The sequence below is a fragment of the Dyadobacter subterraneus genome (assembly GCF_015221875.1).
Lineage (GTDB): Bacteria > Bacteroidota > Bacteroidia > Cytophagales > Spirosomataceae > Dyadobacter > Dyadobacter subterraneus.
Genome location: NZ_JACYGY010000002.1, coordinates 1,213,240 through 1,234,174, shown reverse-complemented (window position 1 = coordinate 1,234,174; position 20,935 = coordinate 1,213,240). Strand labels below are relative to the sequence as shown.

The following is a 20,935-nucleotide window of genomic DNA, read 5'->3' as shown; positions in this document are numbered from 1 at the left end:
CTACATTATTCTATTTGAATTTATCAGCTACACATTGGAGATAGTAGTACCGGCATCTCCATAAACCGCTTTCTCCAAGTCATCCGCGTGACAAATAATTACATTGGCAACACCTCGGTCCAGAGCAGAAAATGCATTGTCAAGTTTTGGTATCATTCCTTTATTAATAACACCTGAAGCTTTGTATTCAGCATATGTGGGAGGTGTTAAGGAAGTTATAACAGCTTCATCATTGTCAGGATCCGACAATACACCTTTTTTTTCAAAACAATATATCAATTTTACAGCGAAACGACTTGCCATGGCCACCGCAACAGCCGAAGCCATCGTATCAGCATTGGTATTTAAAAGTGACCCCTCATTACTATACGTAAGCGGCGCGATTACCGGAATCAGTTTACTATTTAATATAGCATCAATCTGAGTATCATTTACTTCTTCAATATCACCGACAAAACCATAATCAACTGTTTTTACGGGACGTTTTACAGAACGGATTATGCCTCCGTCAGCACCCGTCAGCCCGATCGCATTGCAATTTAATGATTGCAAACCTGCCACCAGATTTTTATTAACCAGCCCACCATAAACCATTGTCACTACATCCAGCATCGGTTTGTCGGTAATCCGGCGGCCGTCAACCATTTGTGTTTCAATCTGAAGCCTGGCGGCAATTTGTGTAGCCACTTTTCCTCCTCCGTGTACAAGAATTTTCGTCCCGGGCAACTGTGCAAAAACCGCTAAAAAACGGGCACAGGCATCAGGATTATCAATTACATTACCACCGATTTTAATTACGTAAAGCGTTTCAGACATTGAATTAATGGTTACTTTTCTGTATTCAAGGCCGCAAAGTTAGAAGAAATCGTGGATTGGAATTTAAATGCGCTGGAAGGTTTTAATAAAATAAATTTCACCTCTGACGAAATTCCTCCATTAACCAGTACCGGACAAGTAAATTTGCATAATTCTGCCTATGTGATACATGCTGGAATTTACGTTATTTTACAACGTGAATTTTTTTAGAAAAATTACGTTGAGTAGTTAAGTCCGGAGGAAGCAATGAGCAGCCGGAAATCTTTAGAACTTGAAACCTGAATTATGCAATTCAGCTCCCACTATCAAAATATCCGATGAAACGAAGTCTTTTTCTATTCATTATTGTTTGTGCATTTTTTGCAAAAACCAGTGCCACTGCCCAAATTCAAAAACATGCGCAATGGACTTATACGTTCTCAAAAGGTGAAGTAAAACAGGGCGATGTGGTAGACTTGGTTTTTACGGCCGTGCTCGACAAAGACTGGTATATCTACTCTTCTGATTTTGATCCCGAACTTGGGCCCATGTTAACGACTTTTTCGTATACCAAAAATAAGTCTTATGAATTGGTTGGGAAACTGAAACCTCAAAATCCCAAAACAAAATATGAGGAAATTTGGGGCGGAAATGTTAAGTTTTTTGATGGAAAAGCGGTTTTTAAACAAACTGTAAAAATACTTACGGATAATCCTGTTATAAAAGGAACCTCAGAATACCAGACTTGCAGCCACACCTCAGGAACTTGCGTTCCGGGAGGCGATGATTTTGAATTTAAAGGTTTGAAAGTGGTAGCAGGCACTTCTGCCGAACCGGCCATCGGAACCACTCCTGGCGAAGAAAAAACAACTGCTTCCAATACAGAAGTAAAAGACACGACTACTCAGGAAACAGCTAATATTTCTTTAACTGCGGGCGATTCTGCCGCAGCTTTCCAGGCGAAATCAGAATCACCAAAAACAGATTTGACATCGGAAGATACCGGTGCAGATAAATCCTTATGGGCATTTGCACTTGCTGCTTTTTTATCAGGTTTAGTTGCTTTATTGACACCTTGCGTATTTCCAATTATTCCGATGACGGTGAGTTATTTCACCAATCAGACGAATGGAAAAGTTAAAGCCTTATTATATGGTATATCCATTGTATTGATTTATACTTTGATTGGAACAGTTGTTTCACGTTTGAACGGACCGGCGTTTGCAAATTTTCTGAGTACACACTGGATTCCAAATGTACTTTTCTTCGCCATCTTCTTTGTTTTCGGATTATCATTCCTGGGACTTTTTGAAATTGTTTTACCAAGTGCTTTTGTGAATAAAATGGATGCGAAATCAGATCAGGGAGGTTATGCAGGAATTTTCTTCATGGCATTTACACTCGTTCTGGTTTCATTTTCTTGTACTGGGCCAATTGTTGGAAGTTTGTTAGTTGCCTCAGCGGGCGGTGCGGTTGTAAAACCGATTGTTGGAATGGCGGCGTTTTCTTCTGCTTTTGCAATTCCTTTCACTTTGTTTGCATTATTTCCTCAATGGCTTAAATCTTTGCCAAAATCTGGTGGCTGGTTAAATACTGTAAAAGTGGTGCTGGGTTTTCTTGAACTTGCGCTTGCGTTGAAATTTTTAAGTATTGCAGACCAGGTTTATCACTGGCATTTGCTTGACCGCGAAGTTTACCTTGCTTTCTGGATTGTTATTTTCTCGCTGATTGGTTTTTATCTTTTGGGAAAACTCCTTACGCCGCACGATTCTCCGATTGAACGTGTAAGTGTTCCAAGAATTTTACTTTCTATCATCACTTTCACCTTTGTCGTTTACATGATTCCGGGTATGTGGGGCGCACCTTTGAAAGCATTGGCAGGTTACTTGCCTCCACAATCCACAATTGATTTTGATTTAAGTAAAAGGGTAAGCGGAATAGCTCCGTCAGCATCTTCGGGTGAGACTAAAAAATATGCTGATCTGTTTCATTTGCCGCATGATCTGGATGGATTTTTTGATATCAAAGAAGCACAGGCTTATGCTAAAAAAGTAAACAAACCTGTTTTCATCGATTTTACAGGACACGGCTGTGTGAATTGTCGTGAAATGGAAGCGAGAGTATGGCCGGATCCGGAAGTTTTGAAACGTCTTCAAAATGATTTTGTCATTGCTGCACTTTATGTGGATGACAAAACTGAATTACCGGAAGCCGACTGGTATACCTCAAAATATGATAACAAGGTAAAGAAAACCATTGGTGCACAAAATGCTGATTTGCAAATTGTTAAATACAACAATAATGCGCAGCCACATTACTGCATCGTGGATCAAAATGGTGATCTTCTGGTTGCTCCAAAAAATTATGACTTAAATCCGGCTCATTTTGTAGCCTTTCTGGAAAGCGCAAAAGCTGCTTTTAAGAAATAAATTCGATACCAATTATTAAAAATGGCTTCATTGTTCAGACAGTGAAGCCATTTTTATTTATAAATAACAAGAAAATCAGCATATTTTCCAGAACTTCGTCTTTTCGCTAAAACGTTTTTTCAAATCCTTAACTCAACAAAAAAATATACAGAATCTGTGAAAACAAATTTTTATCAAATGACTAAAGGCTGTTTTTTTGCTGTCATATTATTTGGATTGAATACCTGCTTTGCCCAGAATTTCCGTCCACCTGCTGTCCCGCTTATTACGGTTGATCCTTATACCAGTGTCTGGTCATTTGGTAGTGAACTAAACGGCTCACCTACTAAACACTGGACAGGCAAACCGAATCCAATAGACGGATTAATTCGTGTTGATGGAAAAACATTTCGTTTCATGGGCGCTGCTGTACCTGTTTTGAAAACCATTGTAGGCACAGCAAAAGTGGAGGAATATGAAGCAGTATACACCACAGAAAAACCAGCTGCCGACTGGAATAAAGAAAATTTCAAAGCAACTGGCTGGAAAAGCGGGAAGGCTCCTTTTGGCACAAAAGACCGTAATGACAATATGCTGAAAACCGGGACAGTTTTTCCAAAAGAAGTATGGTATCGCCGGGAATTTTCTTTGGATAATGTCAATTTTGAAAAGATTGGTTTAAACATTTTTCATGACGATGATGTAGCCGTTTTTATAAATGGGGTTTCTGCATATGAATGTGCCAATTGCTTTACCGGTGGTTATGAAACAAAAAAGATCAGTGAAGCTGCAAAAAAAACATTAAGAAAAGGCAAAAATACCTTAGCCGCTTTTTGCAAAAACGGAGCCGGACCAGGATATATCGATATTGGTTTGACTGACGAAATTGCACCAAAAGGCGCAGATGTAATTATAGCTGCGAAACAAACCAGCATGATGATGAAAGCAACACAAAGCATTTATACTTTTGACGCCGGAACAGTACAGATCACAGCAAGTTTTGTCGCTCCTTTGTTGATGGATAATCTGGCATTGCTTTCCAGACCGGTTAATTATATTGTTTACGATGTAAAATCGAAGGATGGAAAAGTACATGATGTTCAGATATTGACTTCTGTTTCAGGATTATTAGCAGTCAATGAAGGTAATCAGGAAGTAACTGAAAGAGCCGGAAAAGATGGTGGCCTGGTTACGCTTGCAATTGGAAGTCTGGATCAAAAAGTTTTACAGCGAAAAGGTGATGATGTACGTATTGACTGGGGTTACGCGTATTTGGCAGCCTCCGAAAAAACGGTTTCAGGTTCAGCTTTCGGAACACCAGCCGGACTGATAAAAAGTTTCTCTCAAAAAGGTGTACTGGATCCGATCAATACCATGGTGATCGGTACCGGCGAAACGAGGGCGATGGGAATTATTTCCAACCTTGGAAAGGTTGATGCCAAAGGCTCTTCGAATCACGTTTTGCTAGGTTATGACGACGAATTTTCAGTTCAGTATTTTGAAAAAAACCTGCTTCCGTGGTGGAATAAAAATGGTGATAAGACAATTCAGGGAGAGTTGAAAGAGGCTGAAAACAAGTTCAGTCAAATCATAAATGACTGTAAAGCTGTTGATTTGAAAGTTTATGATGATGCTTTAAAATCGGGTGGAAAAAGTTATGCTGAACTTTGCGTTGCAGTATACAGACAGGCTATTGCTGCCCACAAACTGGTTGCCGGACCAGATGGAGTGCCATTATTCCTGTCAAAAGAAAATTTTAGTAACGGATCAATCGGGACCGTGGACATAACGTATCCTTCTGCGCCTCTTTTTCTTGTTTATAACCCGACCCTTTTAAAAGGAATGATGGAACCGATTTTCTACTATTCTGAAAGTGGAAAATGGAAAAAGCCTTTCGCAGCACATGACGTAGGTACTTATCCACTTGCAAACGGACAAACCTACGATGAAGATATGCCGGTTGAGGAATCGGGTAATATGCTAATTCTGACTTACGCAATCAGCAAAGCTGAAAAGAACTTGGAATTTGCGAAGAAACACTGGGAGACTTTAACTGTTTGGGCCAACTATTTGAAAAAAGAAGGTTTCGATCCTGCAAATCAGCTTTGTACGGATGACTTTGCCGGCCATTTGGCGCACAATACTAACTTGTCTATAAAAGCCATTATGGGTTTAGCCAGCTATGCGAAACTTGCTGAACAATTAGGTCAGAAAAAAGAAGCAGACGAAGTGAATGCTTTGGTTAAAGAGTTTGCAAAAAAATGGATGGAAATGGCTGCGGATGGCAATCACTATGCATTAACTTTTGACAAGAAAGGAACTTGGAGCCAGAAATATAATTTGGTCTGGGATAAGCTTCTTGGCTTGAATGTGTTTCCAAAAGAAGTGGCAAAAAAGGAAATTAACTTCTATTTGACAAAACAGCTGGCTTTCGGATTACCATTGGATAGCCGTAAGACTTATACCAAATCGGACTGGATTTTCTGGACTGCTACTCTTGCTGATAATCAAAAGGATTTTGAAGCTCTGATTAAACCGGTTTATAAATATGTAACAGAAACTCCGGATCGGATTCCTCTTTCAGATTGGCATGAAACGACAGATGGAAAATCGGTTGGTTTCCGAGCTCGCTCGGTTGTTGGAGGATATTATATGAAGGTTTTGGAAGCAAAGTTAAAATAACTGGATTGGGGTGAGTATTTTAAATGCTCACCTCATTTTATTTCTTCCGTTCTAAATCTTCGCGAACGTTTTCAACAAATGATTCAGAAGAATTGGTAAGGGCAGCGATTTTGGAAATTTCGAAGTCCGTATGAGATAACAGATTTTTTGGTAAATTCGTAAGTTTTATGCTGCCAACCTATTTCAATGCCTATTTTGGTACCTATTACAAATCCCTTTTCAAAGACCTCCTCGAAGGTTATCAATTTTATGGCTTCAATAATTCCCATAACCTTCCAATTTTGTAGCTATCCTAATTGAATTACGAACTACTTGCCTAACCGCAAATCTTCTTGAACCTCTTCGACCAATGATTCAGAGCAATTAGCGAGAGCCGCAACCTTAGATATTTCGAAATCTGTATTTATTAAAAGATTCTTAACAATTTCATAAGTTTTATTATACTCCCCCGTTGCAATCCCCTCCTCCAAAGTGATAATCTTGATTGCTTCTATAATTCCCATGGCATTCTCATTTCCGGTTAAAGTTTTTACCTCACTATCAAATTTAATATTTATTTCAGGATTTTCAATGTAAATGAAAGTCTTCAGAAAAAAGAGAAAACGTCTGATTTTTTCATTGTCGTATCGCTTGCTTTCTATTAGTGCCCTAACTATTCTTAATCTTTGTTCGCCTAATTCGAATTCTGAAACCTGGTTTGCCAACGACGCCTTTTGCGCGGCAAGAATTACCAATGCAAAAAGATTATCCATACTTAACAATTGATCCTCAGTATGGTCAAGTATGTGATAGGAATTATACTTATAAATAATTTCCGTCCCTAAAAAATTCTTCCGGTATTCAGCCGGCCGTTTTTGATTTTGTTTTCCCGTAAATACCGCCAAAGCCGCCACTTCAACTTCGAATCTGTCCAGTATTCTGTAATAATATTGAAACATTCGTTGCGGGAAATTTTTTATAGCGCCATCCTGTATTTCAATATGAACCAGAATATATTCTTCCTCACCGGTTTTCAGATAGGTTTTCACCAACATATCCACAAACCGGTTTCCACCTTTTTTCTCTAAATCTGGAAAAAGTTCTGCCAGCTCTTTATCCATAAAATCAAAACCTTTTTCAAAATCAAAAACAATATCAGCATCTTTGAAAAAGAAATATAAAAGATCAGCGAAGCACTCTTCAAATGCGCTTTTTAGTAGTATATCGTTTTTTCTCCGCATGTAATATGAGTACGGGGTTTTGGACAAAATAGATTTTGAACAAAATAAAAACCACTTGTAAAACTGAAATTTCAGTAATACAAGTGGTTCTGTTTGTATCGATATTCGGACGCAGACTTTGGCTCGCCGTCTCGAAATAAAGACGTTTTATTTATTCAAAGTTTTGAAAAGCATGCCTTTTTCAACTTTATCCGTCAAAGCCATTCCATTAAGGATCGCTAGATCGTCCAATTTATTATCCGGCATATTTGCATCTTTTAAAAGATCACGAAGTGTTCCATCGCGCTGCGCCGTTTTTATTCTTATACGATCTGGTTCTCTGTTTAGTTTTGATTGATCGGTTATCGATTTAAATCCTTGTGCAACAGACTTAAACTGATTAAAATTCGAGCCAAAATCAGTACTCGCAGCAACACCATGAATAGCGTAAATAGATCCGTTATACTGAATTAACCAGGTTGCAATCTGCGCCGCATTGGCAGCCGGAGCAGTTTGTCCCTGAGCAACTTGTTTTGCTACCATTGCAATGGCTGGAAATCCATTGATCGTTGTTTTATTATTTTCAGAAGTTTGCAAGCCGTAATTTTTGATCACAGTTTGTGCGGCTTCATCAAGCGTTTTTCCTTCTGCAATTGTAAAAAGCATCATTGCTTTTCCGTCTTTGGAAGCCATCTGGAATTGTGCTGGCGTATTTTCTGTCTGCCAATCCGCTGGAACCGGGAACTGGAATTTTAATTCAGGATGATAAAATTGTCCGCCTTCAACAAAACCTTGTTTGGGATCTACGCCATAAATTAGTCCTTCTATCTTACGCAAATAAACATCACGGTTAACATTATATTTAGCCTGATGAGCAGCTTGATAATTCGTTGCAAGTTTCTCCACCGTTACCTGACGATTTCCCGGATCCGGGTGAGTTGACTGGAAAGTTGGAATCGTTGCTCCGCTTTTTTCACTGATTCTTTTCAAAGTACCAAAAAAATCCGCCATTTGATGTGCGTCATATCCAATTTTGCTTGAATATTCTACACCCAATTCATCCGACTGACTTTCATGATCACGACTGTATTTCAGCAACAATAAACCTAGTCCTGCTGACGCTTGGTCCGACAAACTTCTGAATGTAGGAGAAAGTACAGAACCGGCAAGTAAAACACCTTGTGTAAAAACCTGTTTTGTTTGCTGGCTGGCTGAATGGCGTGCAGCAATATGTCCGATTTCGTGTCCTAAAACACCTGCAAATTCGGCTTCATTATTGAAATGAGCCATAATTCCACGGGTAAAATAAACATATCCGCCAGGAACCGCAAATGCATTCACAACCGGTGAATCAACAATAAAAAACTGATAATCAACTTCCGGCCGATGCGAAACTTTTCCCATCGCTTTACCTTTTTCATTGATAAATGCCGTCAGATTTTTATCATCATATAATCCCATGGAAGCTACTACGGACGGATGCGATTCTGCGCCCAAAGCTTTTTCTTTTTCCGGAGACATGAAAATGATTTCATTTTTGCCGGTTACCGGATTTCTGGAACAACCGGAAAAAATTCCTGCTCCTAAAAAACAAGCCAGCAGATGTATTTGAAACTTCGTATTCATAAAAATCATTAATGTTTTTGTTAGTGAGCAGGTCAAAATTAAGTAAGTATTGCTCCGCAATCAAAGAATCATGCCAATTGACGGAGTGAATACTTTGACTGAAAAACATACTTCCGGTTACATTTTCTTATAGCACAGTTATTTTATTAAATATTTGAATCTCTTTATTAACTTACCTTTGCTTACCAAAACGCGATTGATTGTTGCAAAATAATCTGCGCCCATTTAACTCAGACACGATTTATTGAATATACATTATCTCATGGCATCAAAAAAAAGTACGTTTAGCGCGCTTCCAACCTGGTTGGCTCGATTTGATTTCCTTGGGATTTTCGAAAAAGACCCTTTCGGCAATTTTCTGATTATTAAACGCTTCTTCATTTTTGTTATTGGCTGGTTTACCTATTATCGATATACGGCGGTAAATAAAATCAAAATCACAGGAAGTGAGCAGCTTATTGACCTGCCAGATCATGGTGTTATTTTTCTCTCAAACCACCAGACTTACTTTGCTGATGTCATTGCGTTTTATCACATTTTCTGTGCTACAAAATGGGGTTACAAGGATACTATTGCACCACCTTTTTATCTGTTTTCACCAAGAGCGCGCTGTTATTATGTGGCTGCTTCTGAAACTATGAAGGAAGGTATTTTACCAAAACTTTTTAGTATCGGCGGTGCCATCACCATCGACCGTTCCTGGCGGGCCAATGGTGAAAATGTAAAACGGGAACTGGACAATTCTGCGCAGGACAAAATTGGTATGGGCCTTAAACATGGCTGGGTTGTCAGTTTTCCACAAGGCACAACAAAACCCTTTGCACCGGTAAGAAAAGGAACCGCATACTTAATAAAGGAACATCAGCCCATTGTTATTCCTGTTGTCATCAATGGTTTTAGAAGAGCTTTTGATAAAAAAGGACTGCGTTTTAAAAAGAGAAATACAACGCTTACCGTTCAGTTTAAAGAACCAATGCATTTTTTACCGGATGAATCTGTGGAAGATATGATTGACAGAATTACCCGCGCCATTGAACAGGAACCGCCGAAAGAAATCAATAATGCTCTGGCCACGCAATAACAGGGCATCATTTTTGTACCATTCAATATAACTCATTCAAAAAATTTATGGCACAAAAAGTATTGATTACCGGCGGAACAGGTTTGATAGGAAAACGGCTGACTACATTTCTTTTGAAAAGGGGGTATGAAGTTGCTTATCTGACCAGAGAAAAATCAAATATTCCGTTTGTAAAAGTTTATGAATGGGATGTAAAAAATAAATACATCGAAGCTGGTGCACTGGAAAATACCTATTACCTGATTCATCTTGCAGGAGCAGGTGTTGCTGATGAAAAATGGAGTGAGGAAAGAAAAAAGGAAATTTTTAGTAGCCGTACGGATAGTATAGAGCTGATCTCCCGAAAATTAAAACAGCTGAATATCAAGCCAAAATCATTTATCTCGGCCTCAGGAAGCAGCTATTATGGCGAAGACACAGGTGATATTCAGCATACCGAAATGTCGCCTCCCGGAAAAGATTTCCTATCCGAGGTTACCGTTGAATGGGAAAAAGCTGCTGATAATGTAAAACAACTGGGCATCCGAACTGTAAAACTGAGAACTGGAATCGTCCTTAGCAATGACGGTGGAGCAGTTCCCAAAATGGCTCAGCCAGCAAAATTTGGTTTTGGTGCACCGCTGGGTTCGGGTAAACAATGGCTTTCCTGGATTCATATTGATGATCTCTGCCGGTTATATATTGAATGCATGGAAAAAGATTCCTGGGAAGGTGCCTATAATGCCGTTGCTTTTCCACCTGCGACTAACGAAGATTTTACCAAACAAATCTGCAAGGCACTGGATAAACCGCAATGGCTCCCAAATGTTCCTTCTTTTGCACTTCGTCTGGTTTTTGGAGAAATGGCCAATGTCGTTCTTGGTAGTAATTATGTGATCAACCAGCGGATAAAAGATGAAACGGATTTCAAATATGATTTCCCGGATCTTCCTGAAGCGTTGAAGGACGTTTTTTCAAAATAATTTTAATAAACATAAATCGGATTTGTGTAAACCCAGGGAAGCCATTCTTTCCTGAATTTCAGTCTTGCGACAATCCGATAATTTCCTTTTTTATTTTTTGTTTGAAATTCATAATCATAACTATCTTCCTTACTATCAATTATTTTTCCATTTTGGTATAATTCAAATTTGACAGGAAATGGAGAAGTCGCTTTTAATCTGAATACATTTTTGCTTTGAATTAAATCTCCCATCACCGCATTTATTTTTCCTGAGCTGTCGGAAGAAACGAATTGGAAACCATTTGCTTCGGCCAGACTTTCAAAGGAAATATAAGCATGTCCTTTCACCAGTTCATTTTTTAACGCACGGCTTGAAAGCGTATCGCCAAAGATATGCGTGTTAGCAAAATTGAAAGAATGAAAATAAGTATCCAGTTCCATTTTAAAAGTCCAGCCGGCAATATCAGGTTTTCCAAACAACAACTTTTCTTTCCAACCAGGCTCTGTTATAGATAAAGTTTTGGCATTTGGGCCAACCCATTCCACTTTTCCATTTTTCAAATATCTTGCCCTTAGACTTTGATTATTATGTGCATCCACGGCGGCCATTCCAACAATTTTCCGATGATTGTTGAGTGAATCCCAAAGTACAATAATTTTTGTTTGTTCATCAAAAAGTTCGCGATAGCTCCAATGGCGGTTCACTCCGCTATTTAACATTCCATTGATTAAAAATTTCAACGGACTTTTTTCATCAATCAAATCAGAATGAATATTGTAAATTTCCATTCCCTGATAATCCGGATTTGCCCAGTCGTGCGAATCTTCCGAATGCAGATAAAAAACCATCCCGCCATTTTTTACCACATTGTGAATCAGTTGATTTCTGTCACTTTTCCAGTCCAGAACTACATTTCTTAACGGCGTTACCATCATACTTGGCCCAGGAGATTCCGTTCCTGATTCTATTACGATATCGTTGAAAGTCCCGTGAATTCCTCTTGGAAAGGTATCCAGATCAGACAAGCGATGATCTACCAGAAAAATAAAATTCAATTTCGCCTTTTTCGCCGCCGGGATTATTTCAGACAAAATACCGCGACTGTCGTGAGAACGATATGTGTGGGAATGAAGGACGCCTTTATAATCTGTGTGTTTGGTAGATTGTTGTGGCTTTTTATACTTTTTCCACAAAAGAGCTCGCTCATGTTCCAGTTCAGGGTAAATAATGTAACGATTATAAAGTGGCGGGATGAGGAAGTAAAGGATAATTGCCAGAGAAAGCACGGCCGAAAGTTTAACCAAAATAAGTAAAATGCGTCCGATTATTTTCACCGCTTTCATGGTAAGAGAAAGATTTAAAAAGCTAATCCCTAAAAGCTAACAGCTACATACCTTATTCTTCCTCCTCTTCTTCTTCACTCAAAATCTGTCTCGTTTCCAGCCATTTATCACGCTGCACTTTTGCCCGAAAATCATCCTGAACATTAAGCTGGATATTTCCGTTACTGAAAATTGTCATTTGCAAGCCTACAAAAGCCAGTGCTTCGTTCAATCTTGTTTCCAGAGGTTCGTTTGTGAAAATGCAGTCATGCCAGTACCAATCCAGCTTTTCACCTGCAATTTCCTCAACAACATTTTTGTAATCTTCAACAGTATAACCCACGAACGGTTTACCATAACGTTGCCAGAGAATTTGCATAACCGTATCCAGTGAAACTTCATGATTGGATTTTTTTCTCAAATACAAATCCAGAATCATTGCCACCAAAGCACCTTTGTGATATACCGAAACTTTACGGTGCGGAATTCCTTTTTCATAACCATCAAGCCACAGATCAAAAGAAGATTCAGCAAGGGATTGTGAAGCAAGCGCATTATTTTCAAAATGCCGCTTCATATAAACCTGTAATTCTTTTACATAAGCTTCATCATCGAAAACACCGGCGCGCCTTAAAAATAAATCTCCATAATAAGTTGTGCAGCCTTCGGCGACAAAACAGGTTTCGAAATAATTTTCTTTGGTAAAATCGTATGGTAAAAGTTCGACTGGACGGATTCTGATAATATTCCAGGCGTGAAATAATTCGTGGGAACTTACGCCTAACAAATCAGTATATAATCCTTCGCCTTCATCATCGGGGCCTAAAACGATCATTGTAGAGTTATGATGCTCCACACCGTGATAAAAAGCATTTGGTAAAATCAGATTCAGGAAATGGTAATCTTCTTCCGGGAATTCTTCCATGGTCGCAATTTGCTCTCTGGAAAATCTTCGGAAATCACGCTGAATTCGTTTCCAGTTCGGTTTCAGATTCCCGTGCATCCATATATGAAACTGCACACCGCGAACAACGTAGTCAGATTTCTGCAAAGTTTCTGATGCCAGAAGCGGACTATCAACCAATTGATAAAAATCCTTTGCAATTAGTTGATGCCGACCGGAAGATTCCAGTCCACAGGCAATTTCAAAACTTTCGGGCAAGGCCAGTGAAACTGAACATTGATCATTAATTCTGCCTTCTGTATAAAAACAAAAATTGATAAAATTAAGATACCAAAGTTCCTCATCGACATAACTGCTGCCGGCATTTTGTATCGCTGCAAAGAAAGAATAGCGTATTTGAACTGTTTTTTCTGAATTTGTTTTAACCTCCCAACGATCTTTCGTGATTTTGCGTAATGGTAGTTTATCACCGCTTATTGAAATTGCTTCAATAAATTGAATATTTTTGGCAAAATTTTGAATTTCATAACGCCCGGGCCGCCATGCAGGTAACTGAATTTCAATACGATCCGCAGTTATATCAGGAATGGTGTAAGTAATCGATAAAAAATGCGAAGCAGGGTCAGTTACTGAAATTTGATAGTGCATAAACGTCGAAATGAGGCGTACTAATGAGGGTCAGATCAATAATAAACCAAAAGTTAAGAATTTTGCGTTAGTATTAACAATATTAAATAAACCATTTAGAAATGAAAAGGAAAATCCTCCTATCCTGCTTGTTTATCCTCACACTAGCGATTAAAACAACTGTTTTTGCCCAAAATGACGAATATTACCGTCCTGATACAGTGAAAAAGGAAAGGCCAGTCAGAAGAGAAATGCAGCCTGTTGAAGATAAAGCTCCTGTTGAGCCTAAAAAAATTGAGAGTGATTTAAAGAATCTTGCATTTAAAGAAAGAATACGTTTGGGCGGAAGTTTTGGGTTAAGTTTTGGGACGATCACCAATGTGAACTTATCGCCTATGGTCGGCTACCAGATTACAGATAAACTTGTCGGCGGAGTTGGTGCTACGGTTATGTGGTTTAAGTCAAAATATTTTGGATACAATACCATCAATTATGGCGGCCGGGCTTTCCTGATGTACCAGATTGTACCGGTAGTCAATATTATTGCGGAATATGAATCGTTAAACGTACCTATGTCTTACCAAAAAAGAACCTGGCTGAGCTCGCCTATGATTGGTGCTTCATACAGTCAGCCGACAGGTGGGAAATTAATTCGGGCGGTTCACTTTACAGCGCTTTTTAATGTGAATTATAACAATCAGATTGATCCTTATAATCAGGAAAATCTCTCGCCTTATGGAAGCCCTTTTGTCTTCCGGGTAACTTTTCTGTAAATCAATCCGTACTTTTGTAACAAATATTATTTCTGCCGCCTTTTTGTATCCTATTGTTTGATATAAAATCAATCAGATTCATTAACAAATACTATTACGTTTTTCATTTTCAATCTTTTATAAAAGAGAAAATGAAATCAATTCAATTATGGAAAATCCGGTTTTAATTTTTGGTGCAGGCGCATTGGGTATGCAGGCACTTGATATTTTCAGAAGAAACAATGTACTCGTCTATGGAATCCTGGACGATAATAAAGAATTGCACGGTAAAGAATTCGGTGATGTAAGTGTTTTGGGCGCTACGGACGATGAAGCTTTTGTAAAAATTATCGGCGAAAAATGTGAAACTTTTGTGGCAGTTGGTGAACGTTCGGTACGTAAACAATTGACAGAAGGTTTGAACGAGCGTTTTAAAAGTATGCCGGTTAACGCAATCCATGAAAGTGCGATCATTTCAGAAATGGCAGCCGTTGGGCATGGAAATCTTTTTGCAGCACGTACGGTTGTTGGGGCTACGTCAAAATTAGGAAGTCATTCTTTATTTCTGACCGGTTCTGTTATTGAAACGGCTGTTCAGGTTGGTGATTATGTTACAATTGGAGCAGGAGCTATTATCAACGATCGTGTAAAAATTGCCGATGGCGTATTTATTGGATCGGGAGCAATTATTGTTGCAGGTATTGAAATCGGGAAAAATGCACGGATTGGTGCAGGTTCTGTGGTTGTGGAAAACGTACCGGCAAATGCCACATTTTTTGGCAACCCGGCAAAGAAGATTTAACTCTGATTTGTCATGAAAAGACCAATGCTTGCTGAGTAAGAGCCGGTTCAATGTTAAATACCTCAGTTTAAATCAATAAAATTCGTAGATAGTTTTTTTATTCACACGAAAAGACACTACCTTTGCAGTCCTTTTGACAGAAATAGTGAAAGAGCTAAGTAAATACAACATAGACATTTACGGTTTGGAAGACAAACAGTATGACTATGATATGGAGTCGGGAGACGCTTTTTTTCAAGAATTAGAGCAGGATCTCATCGAACACGGACAGTTTAAAACCCATGTGGTTTTGACAAAATCTGCTACGATGCTCCAATTGCATTTTCATACTGAAGGGTCGGTCGAGTTACTTTGCGACCGCACTTTGGAACCGTTTGAGGAGCCTGTAATTTCGGACGACCGGATTATTTTAAAGTTCGGCGACCGTGATGAAGAGCTGACCGATGAGATAGAAATCATCAACCGGAATACTAACCGGATCAATGTTGCGAAATACGTCTTTGAATTCATTGCACTTTCGCTTCCGGTTAAAAAATTGCATCCAAGTCTTCGGACAGAAGATGATACTGATGATGAATCAGAAGACGATGAAGTGATATTGGTATATTCTTCGGCAGACGATGAAGAAACTGATGAGAACGATTCCGAAGAAAAAATTGACCCACGTTGGGAAGCATTAAAAAAATTAAAAGGGCAATAAGGAATTAATAATTCTGAGCCACATATAAAAGTTTTTCAAACCGAATATTAACAACCGAACATAAAGCATCATGGCACATCCTAAGCGGAAAATTTCCAAAACCCGTCGCGATACACGCAGAGCACATGACTTCCTTACAGGCAAGCAATTGTCAGTTGACTCTTCAACAGGGGAAATTCATCAGTTCCACCGTGCGCACGTACACGAAGGAAATCTGGTTTATAGAGGCAAAGTTGTTGTTGAAAATTATGCCAAAACGGTTTAATTTTTGATGATGAGAATGCCAATTTCGCAGCAGCCTTATAAAAGTTGTTGCGAAATTCTTTTTTACTAAGGCACAACTGCTAAATTTACACCTTCGATTTCTAACTTTTAGTACAAAATAACAGCGTGTAAATGAAAATTGCGGTAGATGCTATGGGGGGAGATTTAGCTCCACAAGCAATTGTTGAAGGGGTTATGCAAGCCACTTCCGAACTGCCATCGGATGCCCGAATCGTGTTAATTGGCCGTGAAAGTGATATTTTGGAGATTTTTCGCCAGAATAACTTCTCTTCATCAGTCGTTGACATCATTCATGCAGATGATGTTATTGAGATGGGTGAGCACCCTACAAAAGCTCTTTCTCAAAAGCCCAACTCTAGCATAGGAATAGGTTTTAAGCTTCTGAAAGAAAAAGAAATTGACATTTTTTGCAGCGCCGGTAACACAGGAGCAATGCATGTCGGTGCTCTTTTTAGCATAAAAGCTATTGAAGGCGTTTTAAGGCCAGCTATTGCAGGTTATGTACCTCAGGTTGGAGGCGGATATGCCATCATGGTGGATATTGGTGCCAATGCAGATTGCAAACCGGAAGTTCTGGCGCAGTTTGGAGAAATCGGCTCTCTTTTTGTTCAGCACACATTCCAGATTGAGCGCCCACGTGTTGCACTAATGAATATTGGTGAAGAAGAACAGAAGGGATCATTAACTGCACAGGCTACTTATCCGCTGCTCAGGGATAATAAAAAAATCAATTTTATTGGAAATATTGAAGGGAAAGACCTCTTCACTAATAAAGCAGATGTGATCGTTACTGACGGTTTCACTGGGAATGTATTATTTAAATTAGGAGAGTCGTTTTACGAAATTGCCAAACAAAAAGGGATTCAGGATGATTTTATCGATCAGACGAATTATGAATCCATCGGCGGAAGTTCAATTATCGGAGTAAACGGAAATGTAATGATTGCACATGGTATTTCTTCGCCGCTGGCAATTAAGAACATGCTTGGATGGGCATACAAACAAGTTAAATCAAAAGCATATCTGCACATTGCAAATGCATTGAACTAACAAGGCACAACAGGAAGTTATAATTGCGAATAAACTCTGATACTATTTTTTACCAAAATTCATATGAATTTTGAATGCTAGAAATTAACCATGACCCACGCAAGAGCCTCTATAACAGGAATACACGGGTATGTGCCTGACTATATTCTGACAAATGCTGAATTGGAAACAATGGTGGCGACAAACGATGAATGGATCGTTAGCCGCACCGGCATTAAAGAACGTCGCATACTTAAAGGAGAAGGTTTAGGAAGCTCACATATGGGCGCTGAGGCGGTAAAAGGGTTGCTTGCCAAAACCAATACTGCTCCGGAAGAAATTGATTTGCTGATCTGCGCTACCACTACTCCCGATTTTATTTTTCCTGGAACGGCCAATCTTATCTGTGATATGACAGGCATCAGGAATGTTGGAAGTTTTGATATTCAGGCGGCTTGTTCCGGATTTGTTTATGCACTTACAATCGGTTCTCAGTTTATTGAAACCGGAAAATATAAAAAGATCATCGTGGTTGGTGCTGATAAAATGTCAGCAATTGTAGATTATACCGATCGCAAAACCTGTATTCTTTTTGGTGACGGTGCCGGAGCTGTGCTTTTGGAACCTGATACAGAAGGATATGGCATTGTAGATTCTATTATTCGTTCTGATGGTGTTGGATATCCATATCTTCACCAGAAAGCAGGAGGAAGCCGGTATCCGCCTACACACGAAACCGTTGATAATAAATGGCATTCTGTTTATCAGGATGGTGCACAGGTATTTAAATTTGCTGTGAAAAATATGGCTGATATCTCAGCTGAGATCATGGAAAAAAATAACCTGACCAGTGAAGACGTTGCATGGCTTGTTCCGCATCAGGCAAACCGCCGGATCATTGAAGCAACAGCCAATCGTATGGGTGTTGGGATGGATAAAGTGATGGTGAATATCCAGAAATACGGAAATACCACATCGGCGACGATTCCACTTTGCTTGTGGGATTATGAGTCGCAATTGAAAAAAGGAGATAATCTTGTTTTAGCTGCTTTTGGGGGAGGATTTACCTGGGGAGCTATATATTTGAAATGGGCATTATAAAAAGAAATGAATAATGGGCATGCTTCATTATTCATTTTTTGTTTAAGATTTTACAAAATTTTTGCATTACTTATTAACTAAACATGGCAACGACTGCAGATTTACGTAACGGACTAGTAATACATTTTAACCATGACCTGTTTCAGGTTATTGAGTTTCAACATGTAAAACCTGGGAAAGGAAACGCTTTTGTTCGTACTAAAATTAAAAGCCTTACTTCCGGAAAAGTATTGGACAATACTTTTTCTTCGGGTGCTACTATTATTCCGGTTCGCGTAGAAAGACATAAATTCCAGTTTTTATACAAAGATGAAGTTGGATACAACTTCATGAATTCCGAAACATTTGATCAGGTTTTGATCGATGAAAAACTTGTAACAGCTGCTGATTTGATGAAGGAAGGACAGGAAGTTGAAATACTGATCAATACTGAAACAGATGCTGCTCTACTTTGTGAATTGCCTCCATTTGTAGAATTAGAAGTGACCTATGCTGAACCAGGCTTGAAAGGAGATACTGCAAACTCTCCGAAAAAAGCAATTGAGGTAGAAACAGGTGCACGTATCATGGTACCTTTATTTATTGAAGAAGGTCAGAAAATTAAAGTAGATACACGCACGTACGACTACGTTGAAAGAGTAAAATCATAGGCCACCATCCTGCAACTGTTTAAACTTGACTAAATGGAAACTAAAGAAATTCAAAAACTTATTGACTTCATCGCCCAGTCTGGTCTTGATGAGGTAAACATTGAAACAACGGATCTTAAAATTAAGGTAAAGAGATACGGTTCAGCGCCAGTTGTATCTGTTGCTCCGGCACAGCCTGCTTCTGCACCGGTTTATACATCTGCTGCACCTGCTGCTCAGTCTCCTGCCACTCCGGCTGCACCTGCTGCTGAGCCTGCTGCTTCTGCAAATTTGATTACAATTAAATCGCCGATGATTGGTACTTTCTACCGTGCGTCAAATCCTGAGTCACCTGCATTTGCAAGTGTTGGAGATGAAATCGCACCTGGAAAAACAGTTTGTGTGATTGAAGCGATGAAACTTTTCAACGAAATTGAATCTGAAATTTCAGGAAGAATTGTGAAAGTTTTGGTTGAAAACGCTACTCCGGTAGAATTCGATCAGCCTTTGTTTCTTGTTGAACCTATATAACGGTAATGACCGGTCTTCAAAACTTAATTAAATTTCATGTTTAAAAAGATTCTCATTGCCAACAGAGGTGAAATCGCACTACGTGTGATCAGGACCTGCCGTGAAATGGGCATAAAAACGGTTGCGGTTTATTCAACTGCTGATCGTGACAGCCTTCACGTAAGATTTGCTGACGAAGCTGTTTGTATCGGACCTCCGCCAAGCCGTCAGTCTTACCTAAGTATTCAAAATATTATTTCTGCTGCCGAAGTTACCGGTGCAGATGCTATACATCCGGGATACGGATTTTTGTCTGAAAACGCTGAATTCTCCCAGATTTGTGCTGATTACGGTATCAAATTTATAGGAGCAACAGCTGCTCAGATCAACGGAATGGGCGACAAGGCTACTGCCAAAGCAACCATGATCAAAGCTGGTGTTCCTGTTGTTCCGGGTTCAGAAGGTTTGTTAGAATCCGTTGAACAAGGAAAAGAGCTTGCAAAAGGTATTGGCTATCCTGTGATTGTGAAAGCCACAGCTGGTGGCGGTGGACGCGGTATGCGTATCATCAATAAACCGGAAGAATTTGAAAAGGCATGGAATGATGCCCGTACAGAATCTGCCGCGGCTTTCGGAAACGATGGTTTATATTTGGAAAAATTCGTTGAAGAACCTCGTCACATTGAAATCCAGATTATCGGTGATCAGTATGGCAAAGTTTGTCACTTATCAGAACGTGATTGTTCAATTCAACGTCGTCACCAGAAACTGGTTGAAGAAACGCCTTCACCGGTAGTTACGCCTGAACTTCGTGAAAGAATGGGTGCTGCTGCTATCAAAGGCGCGCAGGCAATCGGATATGAGGGTGCGGGAACGGTTGAATTCCTTGTTGACAAATACGGTGAATTCTTTTTCATGGAAATGAACACACGTATTCAGGTGGAACACCCGATTACAGAAGAAGTTACTGATTTTGATTTGATCAAGGAACAAATTAAAGTTGCTGCCGGAGATCCGATCAAAGGTATCAACTATACACCGAAATTATTTGCTATGGAATGCCGTATCAATGCGGAAGATCCTGCAAATGGTTTCCGTCCGTCTCCTGGAAAAATTACAAATCTGCATTTCCCGGGCGGTCACGGTATTCGTATTGACAGTCATGTTTACAGCGGCTATACTATTCCGCCAAATTATGACTCTATGATTGCAAAATTGATTGTTAGCGGTCAGTCGCGCGAGGAAGTGATTACAAGAATGAAACGTGCTTTACAGGAATTTGTGATTGAAGGGATTAAAACTACAATTCCATTCCATATCAAATTGATGGATGATCCAGGTTTCCAATCTGGTAATTTCACTACGAAGTTTTTGGAATCATTTGATTTCTCTACGCTTTAATTTTTGTTTAAACGCAGAGTTATTGAAGTTTTCCACTGAGTGCGGGGAGTTTTATTTGATATAATATTTTGAAGAGGTGTTTGGTTTGACCAGGCACCTTTTCTGCTTTTTGAGGTTTGTATTAAAATTAAGTAGCTT

Annotated in this window: 18 protein-coding genes; 13 read left to right on the top strand and 5 right to left on the bottom strand. The window is 39.3% G+C overall.

Annotated features, from left to right (window positions below):
- Nucleotides 1-27: 27 nt before the first annotated feature.
- A complete protein-coding gene (argB, locus tag IEE83_RS30680) occupies nucleotides 28-816 on the bottom strand; it encodes an acetylglutamate kinase (protein WP_194124521.1) in 789 nt (262 codons plus the stop codon).
- Nucleotides 817-1,133: 317 nt separating this feature from the next.
- Between argB and IEE83_RS30675 the strand changes: the two genes are divergently transcribed.
- On the top strand, nucleotides 1,134-3,224 hold the full coding sequence (locus tag IEE83_RS30675; RefSeq protein ID WP_194124520.1) for a protein-disulfide reductase DsbD family protein: 2,091 nt from the start codon (nucleotides 1,134-1,136) through the stop codon (nucleotides 3,222-3,224).
- 177 nt (nucleotides 3,225-3,401) lie between these two features.
- Nucleotides 3,402-5,885 carry a glutaminase family protein gene (locus IEE83_RS30670; RefSeq protein ID WP_194124519.1) on the top strand — a complete coding sequence of 828 codons (2,484 nt, stop codon included), beginning with the start codon at nucleotides 3,402-3,404 and terminating at the stop codon, nucleotides 5,883-5,885.
- A gap of 308 nt (nucleotides 5,886-6,193) precedes the next feature.
- Here the strand turns inward: IEE83_RS30670 and IEE83_RS30665 are convergent, their stop codons facing one another.
- Both IEE83_RS30665 and IEE83_RS30660 read right to left on the bottom strand, forming a co-directional pair.
- Nucleotides 6,194-7,105 carry an RpnC/YadD family protein gene (locus IEE83_RS30665; RefSeq protein WP_194124518.1) on the bottom strand — a complete coding sequence of 304 codons (912 nt, stop codon included), beginning with the start codon at nucleotides 7,103-7,105 and terminating at the stop codon, nucleotides 6,194-6,196.
- Between the two features lie 147 nt (nucleotides 7,106-7,252).
- Nucleotides 7,253-8,710, bottom strand: a complete 1,458-nt coding sequence (locus IEE83_RS30660) for a M48 family metalloprotease (RefSeq protein ID WP_194124517.1) — start codon at nucleotides 8,708-8,710, stop codon at nucleotides 7,253-7,255.
- Between the two features lie 262 nt (nucleotides 8,711-8,972).
- Here IEE83_RS30660 and IEE83_RS30655 point away from each other — a divergent pair, with 262 nt between their 5' ends.
- A complete protein-coding gene (locus IEE83_RS30655; protein ID WP_194124516.1) occupies nucleotides 8,973-9,791 on the top strand; it encodes a lysophospholipid acyltransferase family protein in 819 nt (272 codons plus the stop codon).
- Nucleotides 9,792-9,838: 47 nt separating this feature from the next.
- A complete protein-coding gene (locus IEE83_RS30650) occupies nucleotides 9,839-10,753 on the top strand; it encodes a TIGR01777 family oxidoreductase (RefSeq protein WP_194124515.1) in 915 nt (304 codons plus the stop codon).
- 2 nt (nucleotides 10,754-10,755) lie between these two features.
- On the opposite strand, the gene IEE83_RS30645 is transcribed toward IEE83_RS30650, so the two are convergent.
- On the bottom strand, nucleotides 10,756-12,078 hold the full coding sequence (locus tag IEE83_RS30645; RefSeq protein WP_194124514.1) for a CehA/McbA family metallohydrolase domain-containing protein: 1,323 nt from the start codon (nucleotides 12,076-12,078) through the stop codon (nucleotides 10,756-10,758).
- 52 nt (nucleotides 12,079-12,130) lie between these two features.
- Complete coding sequence (locus IEE83_RS30640; protein WP_194124513.1) at nucleotides 12,131-13,609, bottom strand: M61 family metallopeptidase; 1,479 nt, start codon at nucleotides 13,607-13,609, stop codon at nucleotides 12,131-12,133.
- Nucleotides 13,610-13,710: 101 nt separating this feature from the next.
- Between IEE83_RS30640 and IEE83_RS30635 the strand changes: the two genes are divergently transcribed.
- From IEE83_RS30635 to accC, 9 genes are all read left to right on the top strand, one after another.
- Nucleotides 13,711-14,361, top strand: a complete 651-nt coding sequence (locus tag IEE83_RS30635) for a hypothetical protein (RefSeq protein ID WP_194124512.1) — start codon at nucleotides 13,711-13,713, stop codon at nucleotides 14,359-14,361.
- A gap of 148 nt (nucleotides 14,362-14,509) precedes the next feature.
- On the top strand, nucleotides 14,510-15,142 hold the full coding sequence (locus IEE83_RS30630) for a NeuD/PglB/VioB family sugar acetyltransferase (protein ID WP_194124511.1): 633 nt from the start codon (nucleotides 14,510-14,512) through the stop codon (nucleotides 15,140-15,142).
- A gap of 145 nt (nucleotides 15,143-15,287) precedes the next feature.
- Entirely contained in the window at nucleotides 15,288-15,842 is a 555-nt protein-coding gene (locus IEE83_RS30625) for a YceD family protein (protein ID WP_310588619.1), read from the top strand.
- Nucleotides 15,843-15,912: 70 nt separating this feature from the next.
- Entirely contained in the window at nucleotides 15,913-16,107 is a 195-nt protein-coding gene (gene rpmF, locus IEE83_RS30620) for a 50S ribosomal protein L32 (protein WP_090337350.1), read from the top strand.
- Between the two features lie 131 nt (nucleotides 16,108-16,238).
- Nucleotides 16,239-17,177: a phosphate acyltransferase PlsX gene (plsX, locus tag IEE83_RS30615; RefSeq protein WP_194124510.1), complete on the top strand. Its 939-nt coding sequence runs from the start codon at nucleotides 16,239-16,241 to the stop codon at nucleotides 17,175-17,177.
- Between the two features lie 90 nt (nucleotides 17,178-17,267).
- The gene (locus tag IEE83_RS30610; RefSeq protein WP_194124509.1) at nucleotides 17,268-18,257 is read left to right on the top strand and encodes a beta-ketoacyl-ACP synthase III; all 990 of its coding nucleotides are present in this window, start codon (nucleotides 17,268-17,270) and stop codon (nucleotides 18,255-18,257) included.
- A gap of 83 nt (nucleotides 18,258-18,340) precedes the next feature.
- Nucleotides 18,341-18,907 (top strand): elongation factor P, encoded by a 567-nt coding sequence (gene efp / locus IEE83_RS30605; RefSeq protein ID WP_090337344.1) that lies wholly within the window; start codon nucleotides 18,341-18,343, stop codon nucleotides 18,905-18,907.
- A 33-nt stretch (nucleotides 18,908-18,940) separates the two neighbouring features.
- On the top strand, nucleotides 18,941-19,417 hold the full coding sequence (gene accB / locus IEE83_RS30600; RefSeq protein WP_194124508.1) for an acetyl-CoA carboxylase biotin carboxyl carrier protein: 477 nt from the start codon (nucleotides 18,941-18,943) through the stop codon (nucleotides 19,415-19,417).
- 36 nt (nucleotides 19,418-19,453) lie between these two features.
- Nucleotides 19,454-20,797 (top strand): acetyl-CoA carboxylase biotin carboxylase subunit, encoded by a 1,344-nt coding sequence (gene accC / locus IEE83_RS30595; RefSeq protein WP_137338286.1) that lies wholly within the window; start codon nucleotides 19,454-19,456, stop codon nucleotides 20,795-20,797.
- The last annotated feature ends 138 nt before the right edge of the window (nucleotides 20,798-20,935 follow it).

Coding starts and splice junctions, on each gene's coding strand:
- IEE83_RS30640 (WP_194124513.1), bottom strand. CDS start 13,609: ATGCACTATCAAATTTCAGTAACTGACCCTGCTTCGCATTTTTTATCG.
- IEE83_RS30650 (WP_194124515.1), top strand. CDS start 9,839: ATGGCACAAAAAGTATTGATTACCGGCGGAACAGGTTTGATAGGAAAA.
- IEE83_RS30635 (WP_194124512.1), top strand. CDS start 13,711: ATGAAAAGGAAAATCCTCCTATCCTGCTTGTTTATCCTCACACTAGCG.
- IEE83_RS30655 (WP_194124516.1), top strand. CDS start 8,973: ATGGCATCAAAAAAAAGTACGTTTAGCGCGCTTCCAACCTGGTTGGCT.
- IEE83_RS30665 (WP_194124518.1), bottom strand. CDS start 7,105: ATGCGGAGAAAAAACGATATACTACTAAAAAGCGCATTTGAAGAGTGC.
- IEE83_RS30660 (WP_194124517.1), bottom strand. CDS start 8,710: ATGAATACGAAGTTTCAAATACATCTGCTGGCTTGTTTTTTAGGAGCA.
- IEE83_RS30630 (WP_194124511.1), top strand. CDS start 14,510: ATGGAAAATCCGGTTTTAATTTTTGGTGCAGGCGCATTGGGTATGCAG.
- efp (WP_090337344.1), top strand. CDS start 18,341: ATGGCAACGACTGCAGATTTACGTAACGGACTAGTAATACATTTTAAC.
- IEE83_RS30675 (WP_194124520.1), top strand. CDS start 1,134: ATGAAACGAAGTCTTTTTCTATTCATTATTGTTTGTGCATTTTTTGCA.
- IEE83_RS30610 (WP_194124509.1), top strand. CDS start 17,268: ATGACCCACGCAAGAGCCTCTATAACAGGAATACACGGGTATGTGCCT.
- accB (WP_194124508.1), top strand. CDS start 18,941: ATGGAAACTAAAGAAATTCAAAAACTTATTGACTTCATCGCCCAGTCT.
- rpmF (WP_090337350.1), top strand. CDS start 15,913: ATGGCACATCCTAAGCGGAAAATTTCCAAAACCCGTCGCGATACACGC.
- IEE83_RS30670 (WP_194124519.1), top strand. CDS start 3,402: ATGACTAAAGGCTGTTTTTTTGCTGTCATATTATTTGGATTGAATACC.
- plsX (WP_194124510.1), top strand. CDS start 16,239: ATGAAAATTGCGGTAGATGCTATGGGGGGAGATTTAGCTCCACAAGCA.
- IEE83_RS30645 (WP_194124514.1), bottom strand. CDS start 12,078: ATGAAAGCGGTGAAAATAATCGGACGCATTTTACTTATTTTGGTTAAA.
- argB (WP_194124521.1), bottom strand. CDS start 816: ATGTCTGAAACGCTTTACGTAATTAAAATCGGTGGTAATGTAATTGAT.
- accC (WP_137338286.1), top strand. CDS start 19,454: ATGTTTAAAAAGATTCTCATTGCCAACAGAGGTGAAATCGCACTACGT.